The sequence below is a fragment of the Chitinophaga solisilvae genome, from assembly GCF_009928525.1.
Lineage (GTDB): Bacteria > Bacteroidota > Bacteroidia > Chitinophagales > Chitinophagaceae > Chitinophaga > Chitinophaga solisilvae.
Map to the genome: position 1 here is coordinate 313,764 of NZ_JAABOK010000008.1, position 19,126 is coordinate 332,889.

Annotated in this window: 17 protein-coding genes and 1 tRNA gene; 8 read left to right on the forward strand and 10 right to left on the reverse strand. The window is 50.7% G+C overall.

What is annotated here, in order from left to right:
• Positions 1-196: 196 nt before the first annotated feature.
• Together GWG06_RS18655 and GWG06_RS18660 are read right to left on the reverse strand one after the other, a co-directional pair.
• Positions 197-269 (reverse strand) — tRNA-Lys (locus GWG06_RS18655).
• Positions 270-326: 57 nt separating this feature from the next.
• A complete protein-coding gene (locus tag GWG06_RS18660) occupies positions 327-623 on the reverse strand; it encodes an isochorismate lyase (protein WP_127040240.1) in 297 nt (98 codons plus the stop codon).
• A gap of 116 nt (positions 624-739) precedes the next feature.
• On the opposite strand from GWG06_RS18660, the gene GWG06_RS18665 reads away from it, so the two are divergent.
• A complete protein-coding gene (locus GWG06_RS18665) occupies positions 740-1,810 on the forward strand; it encodes a winged helix DNA-binding domain-containing protein (RefSeq protein ID WP_160715080.1) in 1,071 nt (356 codons plus the stop codon).
• 97 nt (positions 1,811-1,907) lie between these two features.
• Positions 1,908-2,279: a VOC family protein gene (locus GWG06_RS18670; RefSeq protein WP_160715082.1), complete on the forward strand. Its 372-nt coding sequence runs from the start codon at positions 1,908-1,910 to the stop codon at positions 2,277-2,279.
• On the opposite strand, the gene GWG06_RS18675 is transcribed toward GWG06_RS18670, so the two are convergent.
• Positions 2,276-2,653, reverse strand: a complete 378-nt coding sequence (locus tag GWG06_RS18675; RefSeq protein WP_160715084.1) for a hypothetical protein — start codon at positions 2,651-2,653, stop codon at positions 2,276-2,278. The two genes, GWG06_RS18670 and GWG06_RS18675, sit on opposite strands and share 4 nt — an antisense overlap.
• 6 nt (positions 2,654-2,659) lie before the next feature.
• Positions 2,660-4,072, reverse strand: a complete 1,413-nt coding sequence (locus tag GWG06_RS18680; protein WP_160715086.1) for an MFS transporter — start codon at positions 4,070-4,072, stop codon at positions 2,660-2,662.
• Positions 4,073-4,160: 88 nt separating this feature from the next.
• On the opposite strand from GWG06_RS18680, the gene GWG06_RS18685 reads away from it, so the two are divergent.
• The 3 genes from GWG06_RS18685 (at position 4,161) to GWG06_RS18695 (ending at position 6,365) form a co-directional block, all read left to right on the forward strand.
• Entirely contained in the window at positions 4,161-5,045 is an 885-nt protein-coding gene (locus GWG06_RS18685; RefSeq protein ID WP_160715088.1) for a helix-turn-helix domain-containing protein, read from the forward strand.
• A gap of 30 nt (positions 5,046-5,075) precedes the next feature.
• The gene (locus GWG06_RS18690; RefSeq protein WP_127040223.1) at positions 5,076-5,543 is read left to right on the forward strand and encodes a glycine zipper domain-containing protein; all 468 of its coding nucleotides are present in this window, start codon (positions 5,076-5,078) and stop codon (positions 5,541-5,543) included.
• A gap of 75 nt (positions 5,544-5,618) precedes the next feature.
• The gene (locus GWG06_RS18695) at positions 5,619-6,365 is read left to right on the forward strand and encodes a protein phosphatase 2C domain-containing protein (protein ID WP_160715090.1); all 747 of its coding nucleotides are present in this window, start codon (positions 5,619-5,621) and stop codon (positions 6,363-6,365) included.
• Here GWG06_RS18695 and GWG06_RS18700 read toward each other — a convergent pair.
• Together GWG06_RS18700 and GWG06_RS18705 are read right to left on the reverse strand one after the other, a co-directional pair.
• On the reverse strand, positions 6,349-8,760 hold the full coding sequence (locus GWG06_RS18700; RefSeq protein ID WP_160715092.1) for a DUF5686 and carboxypeptidase-like regulatory domain-containing protein: 2,412 nt from the start codon (positions 8,758-8,760) through the stop codon (positions 6,349-6,351). The two genes, GWG06_RS18695 and GWG06_RS18700, sit on opposite strands and share 17 nt — an antisense overlap.
• Positions 8,761-8,952: 192 nt before the next feature.
• Entirely contained in the window at positions 8,953-9,462 is a 510-nt protein-coding gene (locus GWG06_RS18705) for a 2'-5' RNA ligase family protein (protein WP_160715094.1), read from the reverse strand.
• Positions 9,463-9,611: 149 nt separating this feature from the next.
• Here GWG06_RS18705 and GWG06_RS18710 point away from each other — a divergent pair, with 149 nt between their 5' ends.
• Positions 9,612-10,430 (forward strand): SDR family oxidoreductase, encoded by an 819-nt coding sequence (locus tag GWG06_RS18710; RefSeq protein WP_127040211.1) that lies wholly within the window; start codon positions 9,612-9,614, stop codon positions 10,428-10,430.
• A gap of 215 nt (positions 10,431-10,645) precedes the next feature.
• Entirely contained in the window at positions 10,646-11,032 is a 387-nt protein-coding gene (locus GWG06_RS18715; protein WP_160715096.1) for a DoxX family protein, read from the forward strand.
• 144 nt (positions 11,033-11,176) lie between these two features.
• Here the strand turns inward: GWG06_RS18715 and GWG06_RS18720 are convergent, their stop codons facing one another.
• Together GWG06_RS18720 and GWG06_RS18725 are read right to left on the reverse strand one after the other, a co-directional pair.
• A complete protein-coding gene (locus GWG06_RS18720) occupies positions 11,177-12,055 on the reverse strand; it encodes a protease complex subunit PrcB family protein (RefSeq protein WP_160715098.1) in 879 nt (292 codons plus the stop codon).
• Between the two features lie 32 nt (positions 12,056-12,087).
• Positions 12,088-14,436 (reverse strand): metallophosphoesterase, encoded by a 2,349-nt coding sequence (locus tag GWG06_RS18725; protein WP_160715100.1) that lies wholly within the window; start codon positions 14,434-14,436, stop codon positions 12,088-12,090.
• A gap of 93 nt (positions 14,437-14,529) precedes the next feature.
• Here GWG06_RS18725 and GWG06_RS18730 point away from each other — a divergent pair, with 93 nt between their 5' ends.
• Positions 14,530-16,356, forward strand: coding sequence for a cytochrome c peroxidase (locus GWG06_RS18730; RefSeq protein WP_160715102.1), 1,827 nt, complete (start codon positions 14,530-14,532; stop codon positions 16,354-16,356).
• Here GWG06_RS18730 and GWG06_RS18735 read toward each other — a convergent pair.
• Both GWG06_RS18735 and GWG06_RS18740 read right to left on the reverse strand, forming a co-directional pair.
• Positions 16,353-16,994, reverse strand: a complete 642-nt coding sequence (locus tag GWG06_RS18735) for a response regulator transcription factor (protein WP_127040199.1) — start codon at positions 16,992-16,994, stop codon at positions 16,353-16,355. The two genes, GWG06_RS18730 and GWG06_RS18735, sit on opposite strands and share 4 nt — an antisense overlap.
• On the reverse strand, positions 16,981-18,966 hold the full coding sequence (locus GWG06_RS18740) for a tetratricopeptide repeat-containing sensor histidine kinase (protein ID WP_160715104.1): 1,986 nt from the start codon (positions 18,964-18,966) through the stop codon (positions 16,981-16,983). The genes GWG06_RS18735 and GWG06_RS18740 overlap by 14 nt, the downstream gene beginning before the upstream one ends.
• Positions 18,967-19,126: the final 160 nt, after the last annotated feature.

The window sequence follows — 19,126 nt, forward strand, 5'->3', positions numbered from 1 at the left end:
ACAAAAAAGAATATTAAACAGAATAATAAAGCTTGAAGAAAAATTATCAGAGCCTCTAGAAAGCACTATTCCGGCTATTAGAATCGAACCACTAAACTTAATGAGGCAACAAAGCTAATATATGCAGAGGGAAAAATATTTCACCCCAAAGGAAATGGGATAAGCCTTGATAAAAAGCCCTATCCCATTTCTCCAGTGATCCCGCTGGGACTCGAACCCAGGACCCATACATTAAAAGTGTATTGCTCTACCAACTGAGCTACGGAATCATTTAAACGGAGCGCGAAGATATAAATTTCTCCTTCACTTCCAAAAAAAATTTACACTTAACCCTTAGACTGCCAATGTTTTAGCTCCTCTGCGATGAAATAATTCACCAGGTCGGTGTACATTTTTTCTATTACATCCGGGCTCAAACCTGCTGCCACCGCCCATTCCCGGCGTTTGACCAGCATGGCTTCAAATCTGGCGGGCGCTTTTACGGCGGCGGTATCCTTTTTAAATGCGGCGGCGGCCTGTACATATCTGTACCGCTCTCCCAGCAACTGAATCACGGTCTGGTCTATGCGGTCTATCTCTGTGCGGATGTCTTCCATGCTTTCGCATGCTTCCGGTAATTTCATCGTATATGCTTTAAGGTGGTAAGATAAAAAAGTTTCTCTGCTCCTGACACACTGTTGTCATCATCAGGGTATTACTTTGTAATCAGCGGCATATCTATTAACTTAACAGCCACCATATGAAAATGACTAATCACGATATTACCCTCCAACGCCTGCGCCAGCAACATCTGGCTACTCCCGAATTTAAAAAGCCGGCAGATCTGGTACGATGGATGGGCGCCGTACAGGCACAGGATTACAGCGCCGCCAAATGGGCGGTGGGACAAAGACTCAAAACCGCTACAGAAGCAAGACTCGACGAGGCGCTGGATAAATGGGAGATCATCCGCACACATATCATGCGCCCTACCTGGCATTTTGTGGCGCCGGAAGACCTGCGCTGGATACAGCAGCTCACCGCACCCCGCGTAAAAAAGCTGATGGTATACAATGATAACCAATGGGGACTTGATACCAGGATCATCCACCGCAGCCATAAGCTCCTGGAGAAAATATTGCGTGACAAACAACAGCTTACCCGCTACCAGATAGCCCCCCTGCTGAAAGAGGAAGGTATCCCTACGGACGAATACCGTATCGGTTCCCTGCTCGCACACGCGGAACTGGATGGCATCATCTGCAGTGGCCCCCGCCATGGTAAACAGTTCTCCTATGTGCTGATAGATGAACATGTGCCGCCCGCCAAACCACGCAGCAAGCCGGAAGCCCTCGCGGAACTGGCCCTGCGCTACTTCTCCAGCCACGGCCCGGCACAGCTGCAGGATTTCGCCTGGTGGTCCGGACTGACTGTTACAGAGTCCAAAGCCGGGCTGGATGCGGTAAAAGACCAGCTCGCGGAAATGACGATCGAAGGTATCAGCTACTGGACCGCGCCCGGTAAACGCCGGCAGACCTCCACCGCTGAGGTGAAGCTCCTCTCCGCTTTCGATGAATTCAATGTAGGATATAAAAAACGCGACCTCCAGCAGCTGCTGCTGAAAAAAGAACTCGCCCCGATGGAGTCGCTGGGATACCTCATTGTTACCGACGGACAAATCACCGGTACCTGGAAACGCACCATCAAAACCAAACATATCGAGGTAACGTGCAAACACCTGCTGCCGCTGAAAAAATCCGACATTCCTGCCCTTTCCGCTGCAATCGAACACTATAGCCTGTTTACAGGTATGCCCGTGCAACTGAAATAGGCGGTCATCTCCCGCTTATTTCACATTTCTTCAAAAATAAATTTTAAAAGAACGAATGTTCGTTTATATTTGCAATATCAAATGTAACGACATACTTATGCAACTCAATCACCTCAACCTCAGCGTACGGGACGTAGCCGCCTCCCGCACCTTCTTCGAAACCTATCTGGGATTTACTTCCGCAGACACCAAACCGAACGATACCCTCGCGGTACTCAACGGCCCCGGCGATTTCATACTGGTACTCATGCATCAGCGACTCAACGAAAACGGTAACAGCACCTATCCGGACAGCTTCCACATCGGCTTCTACCTGCCCGGCGATGCAGACGTACTCGCCACCTATCAGCGTTTACAGGACGGCGGTATTCCGCTGCCACAGGCGCCGCAGAAAATCCGCCGTACCTTCGGATTTTATTTTCACTATGATGATATCATGATTGAAATCGCTACGGCCAGCTTCAGCTAAAACGTTTCCCACAGATTCAGCCAAAGCATCCGCGCCCCTTCCCTGATAAATACAGCACTGGACATGCGGGAATAGGACTGTCCGCCGGATGCCTGTGTTTCTTCATAACTGATCAGCGCATGTTTGTCTGTGGCATAACCATCAATGATCTTCACGCTGATCTCCATATCCGGTATCTTGCCAAATCCCGGCGGCAGCCAGCTGGCCAGGTCTGCCAGACTTTTAAGCGAGCCATCAGGAGATACCATCTTAAAATCAGTACTGAAATTTTGCAGCAATACATCGGTATCCGCGGCTCCTGCTCCCCTGAACCAATCCCTGATGGCGGTATGAAAGTCATAGATTTCCTGCTGTGCTGTTTGTAATGTGTCCATGTATGGTTATTTTATTTTTTCGGAAGATGTTAAAGCAGATTTTAAAAAGAAGATCATCATCAGAGCAACACACTGGATACATGCCAGGCACGCCAGGGTTACGGTAACCGCCACAATGCCGGTATACCTGTCCAGTAACGCAAAAAACAGCGTTCCCAGCAAAGCCACGCCCAGCACACTCCCTACCTGTATCGCCGTACTCACCATACCGGATGCCTGCCCGGCCATATGCTCCTCCATTCCCACCATCGCCAGCCGCACCATGGAGGGCATCACAATGCCATGCCCGATACCAGCCACAAACAGCGCGGCTTTCAGCGCCCATCCGGGTGGTGCATCCAGCCACAACACCGTTGCTGCACCCATCAACCCGATACTCAGCAATACCTGCCCGGCTCCCGCGGCGTAAATGCCTGTACGCCTCGCCAGCAGCGGACTTATAAGCGGTCCCGCAAAGAACCCTGCGGCATACGGCAACACCGAAAATCCGGCGGCCAGCGCATCCCAATGCAGCCCGTTCTGAAGATAATATGGATAAACGAGAAAAAAAGCAGCGGTATGATTATAGAGAAAAATTATTATCAGCGATCTTACAAAATACGGATCACGCAACAAGGGCAGATATATCAGCGGGGAGCCGCCCTGCTGCAATACCCGCTGTTCGGTCTTCACAAACCATACGCCGGCAACTGCCGATAACGCCATACTTACAAATGTCCATACCGGCCAATGCGCTTCCCGTCCGAGGATAACCGGACAGATAAACAGCAGCAACGCTGCCGTTATCAGCAACATCCCCGGCAGGTCCGGCTGCTGCCGCTCCGGCGGCCTGTTCTCTTTTAGTATATACATGCCCGTTATACACGTAATAATACCTACGGGAATATTAATCATAAACACACTTTCCCAGGTAAAACCAAAAATCTCTGCCCGGATCAGCATACCTCCCAGCAGCTGCCCGGCGATGGCCGCCAGCCCGAATACAGCGCCGAAAATTCCCATCGCGGCAGGCTGCTCGGCTACCGGAAAAATAACCCGGATGGTCGACAGCACCTGCGGCGCCAGCATCGCAGCTGACATGCCCTGCATCACCCGCGCAGCTATCAGCCACTCCACATTGACCGCCAGCGCACATAAGGCGGAGGTCAGCGTAAACAGTACCATCCCTACAATAAATACCCGCTTCCGGCCATACATATCGCCCAGCCGCCCGCCGGTAACTACACAAACGGCATAGGCAGCCCCATAACCCGCTATCACCAGCTGCAACGAAGCCGCTGACGCATGCAACCCGCTCCTGATACCCGGCAGGGCTACATTGACAATAAAGAAATCCAGCGGCGATAAAAACGCCCCCATGCATAATACGGTCAGTGCCCACCAGCGCCGCGGCCAGGCAGTCATACGCTTTGCTTCCATACATCCTTTTCTGTTATGCCTGCAAAGGAAAGCGCTTCTGTACAATAAAAAATTGCACTTTAAGAGGTTTTGCCTGTATTTTTGCCGCATGTTCAACAGCATCATCGGGGAACCATTCGATATTATTACGGAAGCATCATCAGACTGGACTACGCCCGCCAGGCCGCAACCATACTACCGCCTGGCTTTTATTCAGGAAGGCGAAGGAATGCACTGCACTAACGGTAACGCCTATCCGTATCAGGCAGGTAAACTGTTCCTCCTCGCTCCGGACGATGCCCACCACTTCGATATTCAGACGCCTACCCGCTTTATCTTCATCCGGTTTACACAACTGTTTGTCACCCAGCTGCGCGATGATGCCGCCCGGCTGGAACTGTGCGACTGGATGAAAAAAACAGACTACATCTTCAATAACTACCACGCGAAAGCCGGCTGCATCTTCCGGGACCTCGCCGATGAACAGCTGGCACACAGCCTGCTGACAGCCATCGCCAGAGAGAAACAGCAACCCGGTAAAGGCCATCAGCTTATCATCCGGCAGGCTGTTTCCATCCTGCTGAACCTCATCGCCCGCAACCTGCTCCGCAGCGAATCCGGCGACATACAGGACAACAGCGGCAAATTCTCCCTCATTCAAATGATAAGCTATCTGCAGGAAAATATCTATCAGCCGGAAATGCTGCGTATGCCCACCCTCGCAGCCCGCTTTCATATGTCAGTCAACTACCTGGGAGAATATTTTAAAAAGCTTACGGGCCAGAGCGTGCAGGATTACATCATCAGCTATAAACTGAAACTGGTGGAAACAAGATTATCGTATAGTAATATGCGTATCAGAGAGATAGCACAGGAACTGGGCTTCTCCGATGAAAGCTATCTTTCCCGGCTTTTTAAAAAACATAAAGGCCTTACACCCGGCGCCCACCGCAGGTTGAGGAAAATGGCACAGTTTTCGCAGACTGCTGAATGAAACCTAAAATTTCAGAAAAAATTTTAAACCATGAAACAGATACTTGTAGCCTTTGCCGCAGCAGTGATGATACTCACATCCTGCCAGAGTAACAATTCCGCCGCTATTGAAAGTGCTAAAAAAGCTACCATCGACTCCATGAATGCCATCAACGCCGTTAAACAACAGGTGATTGATTCCATGAACGCTATAAAAAAACCAGCGCACCGCCACAACACCGGTACAGCTGCATCCGGCTTTAAAGATGCCAGCTATGTGGCCGGCGACGCACCTGCTACCGCAGCACCAGCGCCTGCTCCCGTAGCCAAAAAGAAAAAAGGCTGGAGTCATACTGCCAAAGGAGCGGTTGTCGGCGCAGGAGCCGGAGCTATCACAGGCGCCATCATCAACAAGGACCGCGTGAAAGGCGCAGCCATAGGTACACTGATCGGCGCTGGTATCGGTGCGGGCACCGGAGCCATTGTAGATCATCAGAAGAAAAAAAGAGCGCAGCAATAATACCTGCGGTAACATATTCTTAAAAGCGTCTCCTCCGGGAGACGCTTTTTTTTTGCTACCTTGCAGCACTTCTCTATGCAAATATACTCCGCCCTCCAGATGGGAGATTACCATCTTCAACACTGCGAAGATTACCTGGTTATAGCTGACGCCGGACAAAACAAAAAACTGATAGCCGTACTGGATGGCTGTACAATGGGCAGGGAAAGCTATTTTATCTCTACCCTCGCCGGAAAAATTCTCAGGAAGATATGCTGCACCTATCACTGGCGCCAATGGTATGAACCGGCGCTCGCCGCTTTAACAACGGAAGCGCTCCTCCGGGTAATACTGGCTGATTTGTGGACAGCGCTGAAAAAAATGCAGCAGGATTTACTGCTGGAACAACAGGATATGCTGACCACCCTGATAGTATTGCTGGCAGATGAACAACGCGGAGAAGGCATTGCGATTGCCATCGGTGATGGACTTATCAGCATAAACGGACAAACAACCATCTTTGACCAGGATAATAAACCGGATTACCTGGGTTATCACCTGCATAAGGATTTCAGCAAATGGTATGCATCTCTCACGCAAAAAATTTATTTCAATGACATTACCGACATTACCATTGCTACAGATGGTATCTGCCTCTTTCAGCCATATCAGCGCCGGCCGGCCGAAACGGAAACCGATCCGGTAGATTTCCTGGTGCATGACACTACCGGCATCGCTGCGGAAGATATGCTGCAACGGAAACTAAAAACCCTGGAACATATATACGGATTAAGACCTGCCGATGATATCGCCATCATCAGGATGATTAAAACTGTAGCCTGAAACTGCCGAACAGACCGAAGTTGGCCGGATGCGAAGTGGCTGCCCCATTCGGATAAAACCGCCATACGGCATCTACGCGGAAGAAATGAAAAATGTTATCCAGCCCGGTACCCACTTCTGTATATACCTTCCCCCGGAAGGAACGCATGCCATACGCAGGGAACTCAAATCTGTTATAGCTGCGGTTCTCCGGAGAAAGATCCCCTGTTACGGCTTTCAGATTCCAGAACTGGCGGATACCCGTTCTCCGCATAAAAGGCAGCAGGTTCAGCAACTTTCCGTCAAAATTGTGTTCTATACTGAGACCTGCATAGCGGTCGCTGATGAACTCATATTTGTTCATGAGGCTGAACGCTTCCTTATTGTAGTAATACGTTTCATTGCCCGGATGTATATGCAGTAACATAAACGGCAGCCGGTCCGAGAAAATCCTTCCGCCATACAGCAGGTACGATACCTGCCCCCACTGCGGGATACGGAACTTCTGTGCTACGCTCAGGCTCACTTTCTGGTAATTGTAATGGCTGTTCAGCACACCGGCGGTGGCCACGCTCCAGGCAGCTTCTACTACCGGCAGGTTGCTGCGCATACGGCGCGTTTTACGGAAAGTGCGTATCTCCCTTTCTCCGGGTGCATACCGCGCTTTCAGCAGGAGTTCTGTATTGATGACCTGCCCGCGGTCATTGTATATCTGATGCGGCGGCAGTGGTGTATACGTGGTAAAGCAGCTGCGGCTAAGGGTCCCCTGCAGCGAGAAGTTCATAGGCAGCTTTTTGGTGAGGCTGAATTTCATCTCCCTCTCCCGGATAAATTTCTGCGGGATACCACGGCGGCGGATCAGTTGTCCGAATATATTATCCAGCGATACCTCTTCCCCGTTGAAGCCACGCTGCTGGTTGTCCAGGTCGTCTTTATAGGATGCCAGTATACTATAGCCGCCGTTGCCGGGAAGCTCCCAGGCCATCGCCAGTTTGCCCTTCAGGGATTCGTCGCGGGTACCATAGGCCAGGTAGCCGAACAGGCGCAGGTTACGGCTGAAAGCGGGCGTGGTGCCCAGGTCGAAACGCATACGTAATCCTTCTACGCGGTTACGGCTCAGCCATTTGTACCAGGGGCCTATTTCTATTTTCCCCAGTTTAATATGTCCGTCAAACAGGAAGGTTATCTTATCGCTCAGACTTTTAAAGGCTGGCAGGGATTTCAGCGTATCCACCAGCGTGATGGCATTTCTTTCATTTACGGTGAGGGCTTCCGGGCGGTGCTGTGCCAGGTAGCCTGCTCCTGCTCCGGTGGCGCTGTCCGCAATCACCACTTCTTCCTTCTTCCGGTTGGCATTGAGCCGCTCGCTGATATAAGGCTCATTTATTTTTATCTGCTGGTACAGCGTTGTTTTGCGGGCAATGAAAGTGGCTTTTTCCTTGCCCAGCGGCGCCAGCTCTACAACGCACCTGTCTTTGGTTACGGCCCACTCCTTTTTGTTGAGCGGAGAATATTCCTGGATAATGTCCAGCCGTTTTACAAAATTAATGTTCACTGCTCCGTTGACTGACAACGTAATTTTCTGCAAAGCCCAGGTGGAGGCTTGTATCCAGCAGTCGCCGCTGAAAGCATTTTCGCCTTCCCGCTTCGGGGAAAAGGCCAGGTGGAAGTACTGTTCTCCGTTACGTACTACGGTATCCAGCGCGCGGTAGTGATAGTAGCGGTCGCCGGCCACGCTCACCGGGCTGATGAATTCCCGGCCGAACACCATCATATAATCCTGGTAGGCATTGATTTTCTGGTTGATGCCCCCCAGGTACTCCATCACGGACTCATTCTTTATGCCGCCGCTGTGCAGCGCCCGGATCTCTTCCCGCACACGGGCGGGTTCGGAGGATACATAATAGTCGGAGATGGACTCGCTGAGAAACACCGGCAGAAACGCCTGGTTTTCTGAGGTGCTGTCCACCTGCTGCAGCACAAACCGGAAAGGTTTGAGCATACCCGAATGCTGCCACCGGGTTTTATTCAGATTGGAGATATCAATTTCCAGCTTATTATATAACTGTGCGTGATAACTATCATAATGCCCGGGAGCATTCTCCGGTTTGCGGGCTACAATCTGCCGCCACCAGACCAGTCCGCGGTTCATCTTCCCCTTTACCTCCACTGCGTCTTTCACGGCTGTTTCCAGCTGAATGAGCAGATCGGCCTGCTGACCGGGAGCAGGAGCCGGTATCCGGGCTACGAGATAGCCTACGTAACGCACTACCAGGGTATCTCCGGTATAGTGACTGCTGTTCAGGCTGAAACGCCCGATACTGTCCGTCATACAGCCAAATCCTCCGGCTTTCCAGTAAACCGTTGCATAAGGCAATGGTTCCTGGGAAAACCCTGACACTACCTTCCCGGCCACGACAGACGGCCTTTGCGCCTGTAAAGACAGCGCAATCAGGAGCAGGCAAAAACAAAAAATCCAACGATTTCCAATACAGTTGTAGGCAGCCCGCATTAATAAAATTTGATACTCACATAAATGCTACATCTCCCGTGTTACGGTGTTATGTATATGACGTATAATTATCGGCCACCCCCTATCCGGTAATTGTTACCGTTTGTTAAAATTGATTTTTTGCAGCGCCTTCCAGGGGCCGCGCAGGTAGGACCAGGTACCGAAACCGGTAGCCTGTATGGCAAAAGGGGTAAAAGAGGCCAGCAGGGTACTATGGAGCTGTGCCGCCTTAAAAGCAGTAACCTTATTCTGTATGGTAATATGCGGGCGCAGCGGCTGCTTGTCCTGCCGTACCAGCCAGGGCATGAAGGCTGTCTGCAGTTCCTCATGCAACGCCTGCAGGTCCGGCGAAAAAAGCGTATATGCTATTCCGTTAGTAAACTTTACAATTCCGTTTACCTGCAGGCTAAGAGGCGGCCGTGCAGCCAGTTTCGCCAGCGTATCCGTGATGGCAGGTTCTCCGCCGGGGAGGCGGTGAAACAGGGTAATATGGGCATCGAGATAATTGGCATGCGCCGGGAAATGGGCATCCCGCAGCTGCTGAAAAAAGAGCATATCATCAGCGGCAATTTCAAGCGTAACAATCATCGGTTTCGGCTGCGTCATCACAAGTGTATCTGGTGCGCGAAGCTACGAAATACCGGGATGTATTCCTGCTCATTCCCCCTGCTGCTTTATCATCTACCGGGAAAAAATCGTTCGTGGTCCTCTGGCAAAAAAGTGATAATATTGATTTCACGTTAAAAAACCCGCTCATGACATTTCAGAACCGCACTATCTTCATCACCGGCGCCAGCAGGGGTATAGGAGAAGCCATCGCACTCAGACTCGCCGCAGCAGGCGCCAACATCGTCATTGCAGCCAAGAGCGTTGAAGAAGACCCCCGCCTTGGCGGCACCATCTATTCAGTGGCGGAAGCTGTAGAAAAAGCCGGCGGTAAAGCATTGCCCATCCAGGTAGACATCCGCGAGGAAGCACAGATACAGGCAGCAGTGCAAAAGGCGGCGGATACATTCGGCGGCATAGATGTACTCATCAACAACGCCTCCGCTATCCAGCTTACCAACACGGAACAAACGCCGGCAAAACGTTTTGACCTCATGTATGATATTAATGTGCGCGGTACTTTCCTCGTTACACAACACTGTATTCCCTGGCTGAAGAAAGGTAACAATCCGCACATCATCACATTATCACCTCCCGTAAACCTCGCTCCCGTATGGCTTGGCAGCCACGTAGCCTATACCATCAGCAAGTATAACATGAGTATGCTGACGCTGGGATGGGCAGAAGAACTGAAGCCCTTTGGCATCGCCGCCAACTCCATCTGGCCGGCAACTACCATTGCCACAGCTGCCATCAGAAACCTGCTCGGCGGCGAAGCCCTCATGCAGAGAAGCCGTACGCCAGCCATCATGGCGGACGCGGTGGCCCTCCTGCTGGAAAAGACGGCAGCCACCTGCAGCGGCAATAATTTTATTGATGAAACTATTCTGAAAGAAGCCGGTATCACAGACCTGGAAAAATATGCCGTTACACCGGGCGGTAAATTACAACCCGACTTATTCCTTTAATACTATTATATACAGCAGCTGGTTGTACATATCCCTTAAAACCGGCTGCTGTACTACATTACAACCTCATCTTCCCGTCTCCTGCAAAAGATTGTCGTATTCAGCCCCTAAGGATGTCGTATCCACACAACATAGGATTTGCGTATGCGCAGTAAGTTTGTATCAACAAATCAAACACAGACAAACTATTACTGAACCACATCAAATCTTTCAACATGACAACGATTAACACTACCTCCAAAGGCATGCGCATAACCGGACGTATCATCACCATCCTGTTAATACTTTTCCTCCTGTTCGATGCTATCGGCAAAATCGCAGAAAATCATTATTCCATGGAAGGCTCTGTAGCACTTGGCTGGCCCGCCGAATCCGTAAGAGCCATTGGTATTGTCTTACTACTGTCTACCATTCTGTACGCCATTCCCAGAACTGCCATCCTCGGCGCTATCCTGGTAACAGCCTATCTCGGCGGCGCTACCGCCATCATGGTAAGGGTGCATATGCCACTGTACTTCTGCGTGATTTTCGGTATACTGGTGTGGGCGGGGTTATTTTTGCAGGACGCGAGGTTGAGGGAAATGATTCCGTTTAAAAAGTAATTACGAATTGCGAATTACGAATGAAGAAGCGAAGATTTAAACGAAGATTTAAAAGGATATTTAATGATTATCACCTTTAATCTTCGTTTAAATCTTCGCTTCTTCATTCGTAATTCGCAATTCGTAATTCGTAATTAACTATTATTATTCTTTCTCCAGCACCACCTTAAACTCTTTCCCCACATAGGTTTCAGCTTTAGGCTCCGTGATTATCTGTGCCGTCATATCGCCGGGAGCAGGATCAATGAGTTTATAGCGGATAACGGCTTCTTTGTTATCAGTGAAGGAGATACCGGTAACGGCTATACGATAGCCGGCATTGGGTTTACTTCCCCGGGAGATAACGATGCTGTTAACCTTATTATTAACCGGTGTGGAGGTAAAGGTAACTTCTTCAGCGGAAGGGTTGCTGCCTTGTTCTCTTTCTTTCGCTTCCCTGATAAAGGCGGTTGCCTTTTTAATCATGGTAGCGGCTTCCTGGGAGGTGATGGGCGCTTTCGGACGGAAGCTGCCGTTTTCCAGTTTTACCACATTGAATTTCACCAGCATTTGTACGGCGTTCAGGGCATCTTTGGAAAATTTAGCTTCATCCTTTACGATGATCCACATCATATTGGCAGGATATTGCTCCTTGGAGGTCATAGCCTGATAGAGCGCCAGGGCGAACTGTTCGCGGGTCATCGCGTTATCAAAGCGGGTAGCGGGATTCAGCTGAATACCGTTATTGGCCGCAATAATCAGTGATGATGCGTAGGGCGCCTTGTCATTGGCGTTCCGGTAGTAATCGGTGGCTTTAGGAGCTTTGATAAACCGGATGTTATCAATGTTCAGGCCCAGTCCTTTTACGATGAGGTCAATACCGGCGCCGATGGTTACGCCTTTGGCTGCAGGCGTTTGTTCTTCCAATAGTTCAATAATGGTTTCCGTTGAAGCAGTCATTACGTTCTTCTCCATGCTGAACAGCGGCTGTGCGTTAACCGCCAGCAGGAAAACAGGTAATGTCAATGCAGTGCTAAGTTTCATAAAAAAATAAAGATATTAAGCCACGAAGGTAATTATTGTACCACGATTTTCTGTGTTACTTTTTCCGTTGCGTTGCTGAAGGTCACCAGGTAGATGCCCGGCGAAAGCGTATATGTTTGTTTGCTCACCCCGGAAGGTACGCGCAGCAGCTTGTTATGCACCTGCTTACCGCTAAAGTCGGTAATGGTGAACTGCATGGGCTGTTCCCGCTGGCTGTCTGTTTCCACCTGGATGATGTTAGCCGGTGCAGGATTAGGATATACCCTGAAGGTGAAAGCTACCTTTTTTGAGCTGGCCGGTATGCTGTCTGTTTGTCCGAGACGCGCCAGCGCAGTGGTTACCACTACAAAGGAATCCCTTACACACTGGCTGCCTGCAACGGAATTATCGCTTACATAATAGGTGCTGGTACCTGCTGACGGAGTAACGGTAATAGACCGGGTTACCGCGCCGTTGTTCCACTGGTAGTTACCAATCCAGGATGCGGTGAGCTCAAGCGGCTGGCCAGCTGTAGCCTGCACGGTAGTCTTCTTGTTCGCATCTTTCAGGATAGTGAAACGGTCCTTGATGGTTTTATCTGACGCTACGAATTTGGCATCCAGGCGGTTACCTTCTATTTCCAGCACCAGCGAACCGCTTTTGTCGGAGTTGGAATAGTAGGATACGGCATGCGGATAGGATGACTGCGTACCGCCTATCTGTCCTGCGGAACCGGCCACTACATACACGGTGCCATGGTAGCTTTTCGCTGAAGGCAATACATACGGGCAGGAGTTGGAAGTACCGTCATATTTTGCGCTGCTGTTGCTCACAGCATGTGAGGAGAAGGAGAAGGTATTTTCCAGTCCGTAATGTCCCTTGATGAGATAGGAACGTTCATAGTTATGGCTATGGCCATTGAGTATAACGTCAACGCCATAACGTTCCAGGATACGGATCAGCTGCTGCCTTACCTTTACCAGTTCGCTCTCTGTGTCAGAGTTGTGGCTGCCCATGGTGTAGGGCGGATGATGCCAGTAAGCGATGGTCCATTTTTTGGTATTCGCTGCCAGGTCCCTCTTCAGCCATTGTATCTGCGGGCTGGTGGTATCATAAAAGCGTTTGCCGCCTTCTCTTCCGTAGGAGTCAAGGCTGATGATATGTATATCGCCGTAGTCAACGGAATAATATTCTTCCTTGCCGGAGGCTACACCGCCGCACTCGCCGTTGGCCGGCAGGGTGAAGTTGGCGAGGTAAGGAATATTATGGTCATCCTGGCGGGCGCCGTCGTTATCATAGTCGTGGTTGCCGGGCGCCGGGAACAGCAGGATGTTCTTCAGCAGGTTGTCTTTATAGTTATTGAAGAAGTTGGTCTGATACTCGGCATCAAATCCGCCGTCATAGGCGTTATCGCCGAGCAGCAGCCACAGGTCTGTATGTCCGGCGCCTACATAGTTGATATAGGCATCGCGGGCGCTGCGCTGATTCGCTTCGTTGGTACCGCAGTCGCCATATGCGGCAATCCTGATTTTCCGGGTGGTATTTGCCGGAGGTGCGGTATTGAAGTAGTTCTTGTCGCTGGCTTCAATAACACCGGTGGTAGTACCAACACTGTAGTAGTATTTGGTATCGGGCTGCAGGCCGGTGATCCTTAGTTCATGTTCTGTGAGTGCGTTGGTATGTACCACGCTGTCTGTCAGATTTCCGAGTACGGTACCGTATTTTACTTTGCCAGTGGCAGCGATGCCGGTTCTCCAGCGTACGGTTACAGCGGTCTGATTACCCATCTGCAGGTAGGGCCCGCGGCTGATGGAGGGTACAGTGCTGCTGGTAATTCCTTTTAGCTGCAGGTCGAAAGAGATGTCGCTGCTGCTTTTGCTGGACTGATGGATCTCTACGGCAATGGTGTTACTACCTTCTGTCAGCACGCCGGTACCGATGCTGGTAGTCTGAATGGCCGTGCCATCATCTGCGGCATCTGTTGCCAGTGTAGTGTAGGATATGGTGCCGGAAGAAAGGTTATCCCTTTTTACTTCGGTGCCATTGATGTAGACGACAATACCATCATCCCGCAGGTACTCCAGGCTGAAGCCGGTGTAATTGGCGATACCTGTAATGTTGAATGTTTTACGGAAATAGGTGGTCACATACTTGCTGGAAGAACTGGAGCCATAGCTGACTACAGTAGATTCATCTCCGTCGCCGTAGCCAAGCTGGCCCGGACCGGATGCCCAGGAGCCGTCGTTGAAGGAGGCAGCTCTCCAGGAAGTACCCTGGTTGGAGCCATTGTCGAGATACTTCCAGGTTGCGCCAAAAGGCAACAGTGTTGTTTGTGCATTCGTTGTCAACGAGGTGGCTGTGCACAGGGCCACCAGTACAGACAGGAGATACAGGGGTTTCATATGGGTTACATTTAGGTTTTCAGTGAAAATAATAGAAAAAAGTTATATTTTCCAGTAAAACTTTTCTTGTTAATCATCCCTTAACAAAAGCCCATGAAGACCAGGATAATAGCATTGTTGTTAACGGGGCTGGCTGCTATTCACCTGTATCCGGCACTGCCCACCGGCCATGGAGAAGAAGCCGCCAGTCTGGAAACCTATTTCCGCCGGCAACTGCAGGCAGTAACGGACAGCCTTACACGCTTACAGGAGGCCGTCAGCCGGCAGGCAACACCGGCCATTGTCAGACTGCATTTCAGCGGAAGCCGCCTGGCCTATAAAAAGGTAGAATTCCTGACAGAATATTATTATCCTCACCTGATCCGCAGTATCAACGGACCGGCATTACCTTTTGCCGACGGGGAGAATTCCAAAACCATACTGCCGCCCAAAGGTTTTCAACTGATAGAAGAAAAGATTTTTTCGGGAGAGGTACCGGAAGATACAACTGCCGTACTAACGTTAACGGCTGAACTGAAATCGCAACTGGAAGAAATAGGCCGGCAGACAGACCCCTACGGGTTTATGGACCCTTACCTGTTTGACGCCATGCGTTTTGAAATATACAGGATCATAGCCCTGGGTATCTCCGGCTACGATTCTCCGGTAGCCCTGCTGTCTGTACCGGAAGCCGCCGCTGCACTGCAAGGCGTACAGCTGGGCCTTGACCGCTACAGTAAACGCCTGCAGGATACGGCACTGCAACGCCGTACCATGCTGCTGTTCCGCTCAGCCCGGCAATACCTGCTGCAGCACCGCGCTTTCAATACTTTTGACCGCCTGCACTTCATCACCGTATATGCGAACCCGTTAAGCACCCTCCTGCTGCGCTGGCAGCAGCAACTACAGCTGACCTTACCGGCGGAAAGAAGAATATTATCTCCCGATGCGCCGCATCTGTTCGCTACGGCATGGCTTCACCCCAACGGCTATACGCCGGCCCGGGAGGCGGACCCCACTGCCGAAAAAATCCGGCTGGGCGCCCGCCTGTTCTATGATAAAGCCCTCTCCGGCAACGGACAACGCTCCTGCGCTTCCTGCCACCAGCCGGACAAAGCCTTTACCGACGGGCTACCTAAAAGCCCGTCCCTGGACGGCAGCAGCACTGTTGCCCGCAATGCCCCCACCCTGCTCAATGTCGGCTTCCAGTCCAAGCTCTTCTACGACTCCCGCGCCGTATTCCTGGAACGGCAGGTAGCTGATGTAGTACATAACAAAACGGAAATGGACGGCTCCCTTCAGCTGGCGGCAGCGGCATTCCGCAAGGATACCACCTACCGCCGCCTGTTTACGGACGCCTTTCCCGGTGCACACGAAGCGGTAAATGCCGATAATATCGCCAATGCGCTGTCGTCCTACCTGCGTGCACTCAACAGCCTGCAATCCAGGTTTGATCAGTATATGAATGGTAATCCCGCCGCGCTGGGCAGCCTGGAAAAGAAAGGGTTTAATGTATTCATGGGAAAAGGAAAATGCGGCACCTGCCACTTTGCCCCGCTGTTCAACGGTGTAGCGCCGCCTTACTTCCTGGAACCCGAATCAGAAGTGCTGGGCGTACCAGCCAGCGATCAGCCCAAATCCGCGCTGGATAAAGATCCCGGGAAATATATCCTGTGGCAGATTCCTATCCAGCAATATGCCTTTAAAACTTCCGGCGTCAGAAACAGCGCCCTCACCGCACCTTACATGCATAACGGCGTTTTTCGTACGTTGGAAGACGTTATAGACTTCTATGATAAAGGCGGCGGAGAAGGTCTGGGTATTGCACCGGAAAATCAGACCCTGCCAAAAGATAAGCTACAGCTGAACGCCCTGGAGAAAAAAGCCCTGATCGCTTTTATGCAGGCACTCACCGATACGGTCAGCTATAAAAAATATTAAAGCATCTTGTGCTGTACGGCAGCCATAATCAGCTCTGCCACATTACGCGCTTCAAACTTCTGCAGCAGGTTACGACGGTGCGTGTCTACCGTCAGCGGACTCAGATTCAGCTCCTTCGCCATCACCGGCGTGGTTTTGCCTTCTGCTACCAGCTGCAGTATCTGCTTTTCCCTTTTGGTAAGGGTAGGAATTTTTTTCAGTTCGTTTACCCCTGGCCGGGTAATCATCTCCTTCACCTCTTTACTGAAGGCCAGCTCTCCGCTCAGCGCTTCATTCAGACAGCGGATCAGTTCCTCTGCAGAAGCGTTCTTCAGCAGGTAGCCATTAGCTCCGTTCTGTAATATCTGCAGGATGATACTGCGCTCGGCCTGGTTGCTCAGCGCCAGCACAATAATATCCGGCGCCACCTGCTTGATCTCCTTACAGAGGTCAATACCATTCACATCCGGCAGCATAATATCCAGCAGTACCACGTCTACTTCGTTGGTACGCAGAAACGAAACAAATTCCTTCCCTCTGGTGAAACTGTTGACTACCGCTATATTCGGCTCTTGTTTCAGCAAGGTTTTCAGCCCTTCTATCACCACCGGATGGTCGTCTACAATGGCCAGTATAATTTTTTCATTAGTCTCCAACATTCAGTTCGATGTTTATCGTGGTACCTTCATTCAGCACCGAAGATATATCTAATTTTCCTTTCAGGTACTTTACCCTGTTTTTAATATTGCTCATGCCGATACCCGCTGCATTGGCGATACCTGACAGGTCAAAACCCTTTCCGTTATCTTCTACGGTGATGAAAAATGCGTCCCCGTTCTGACTGCATTGCAGCAATATTTCGGAGGCATTGGCATGGCGGATAGCATTGGTCAGGGTTTCCTGTACAATACGGTAAATGGTTACCTGTACCGGTTCCGCTATATCCGGTTCAATGCCGAATGCCTGGAAGTCAATCTGCGTATGCTCTGAGCGCAGCGATTCACACAGGTCTTTCAACGCGGTTTCCAGCCCGAATTTAAGCAGGCTTTCCGGCATCAGGTTGCGGGCAATCAGCCGCAGCTCTTTCATGGAACTGTCCAGCTGCCCCACAATGTTATGCAACGCCGCATGATGATCGTGACCCGCGCCCAGGTTAGAGAGCTTTATCTTTACACCGGCCAGCATACCGCCCAGGCCATCATGCAGATCCCTGGCCACCCTGCGGCGCTCTCTTTCTTCTCCTTCCAGCATCGCCCTGGAAATACCCAGCTGCTGCTGCTGTTCCATCTCTCTTAACTGCTGCTGATAGTTGATTTCTTTCTGTTCAGATAGCTTTTTGTTGTTCCGGTAATAGAAGAGCGTAAAGGCAGAAGCGATGACCAGCGCAATACTGACAGCCGCCAGCAACCACAGCGTCAGCAGGGTGTTACGGGCAGACAGGGAACTACTTTCCGATGCTGCTTCCAGCACAGATATTCTTTTCCGGCTTTCTGCATTCCGGTATTTTGCTTCCAGCGCACTGATTTCATTACGCGAGCGGCTGGCGCTGAGACTATCACTCAGCTGGCTGAAACTCATGAGCCACTGGTATGCCGGCGTCATCTGCCCCAGTGCGCGATAGGTTTCAGCAAGTCCATAATACAGCTGTATCCTGTTATTGGCACGCGCCATCATCTCCGGTTGCTGCATCAGACGGAGCATGACCTCTTTCGCTTTCGCAAAATTTTTCTGATTATAATAGGCATAGAACTGCTGCAGTTCCAGCCGTTGCCCTTCGTAACGCAGGCCACGCCTGCGCGCCAGCTGAATACCCTTGTCAAGGCTGCCCAGCGCTTTGTCAAACTGCGCCTGCATAGTATAATACATACCTTCTGCCCCGTAATAATCTATTACCTTATCAGATTCAGGATAGGGCGACAATAATACCCAGGCGCTATCCAGCATGGCCCTGGCCTGCGGGTTTTTTCCGGAGAGGATATTGTTTTCTGCTATCGTGTAATACACCTCTACCAGCAGGCTTTCAGCACCTTCTCTTCCTTTCAGCACGCTGATAGCTTCGAGGCAATATGCTTCCGCCTTATCGCGCTTAGCGTTGTTTTTAAACACAATGCCCAGATCCAGCAGGCTTTTACCGATGAAGATACTGTCGCCCGCCTGTCTGGCCAGCGGCATCACCTTATGGATAATAATATCCATATAGGCTTCTTCATTGTCTTTGACCTGTTGCAGGACTCCGTATTTCTGCCAGGCTCTGGCCTGAAAGCCACAGGATACACTACCTGGTATCTTCTTCAGCAGGCTGTCGGCCAGCAGGAACTGCGCTTCTGCCAGCGGCGGTTGTGTTCTGGCCAGCAGTAATCCGTAATAATAGGGATACAGTGCGTGCAGCAACGGCGAGTTGCCCAGCCATGCCCTGCTTTGCTGCAGGTATTGCATGGCGCGGATAGTATCTTTCTGTGCATAGTATTCTGTCAGCTGAAATGCTGCTCCCGATTTGCTGCTGTCATTGTGCTGCCCGTTCAGTATTGCGCTGAGGCTGTCCGTATATGCCTGGTCGTTCAATGGAACCTGCGCCATAGCGCTGTATGCAAATACGATACAGCAAAACAGGGACTTAATCAGTTTTGCCATACCTAAAAATAGTATGGAGATTTCAATTAAAAATTAGCTTGATACAAAATACCGGGAAACCAGTAGAAAAAAACACTCAATTCTAAGGATTGCTGAAACCCGCCATTGTAAATACTTTTGAGTCATCAACCGGGATATTCCGAAGCAGTATTTAACCGAA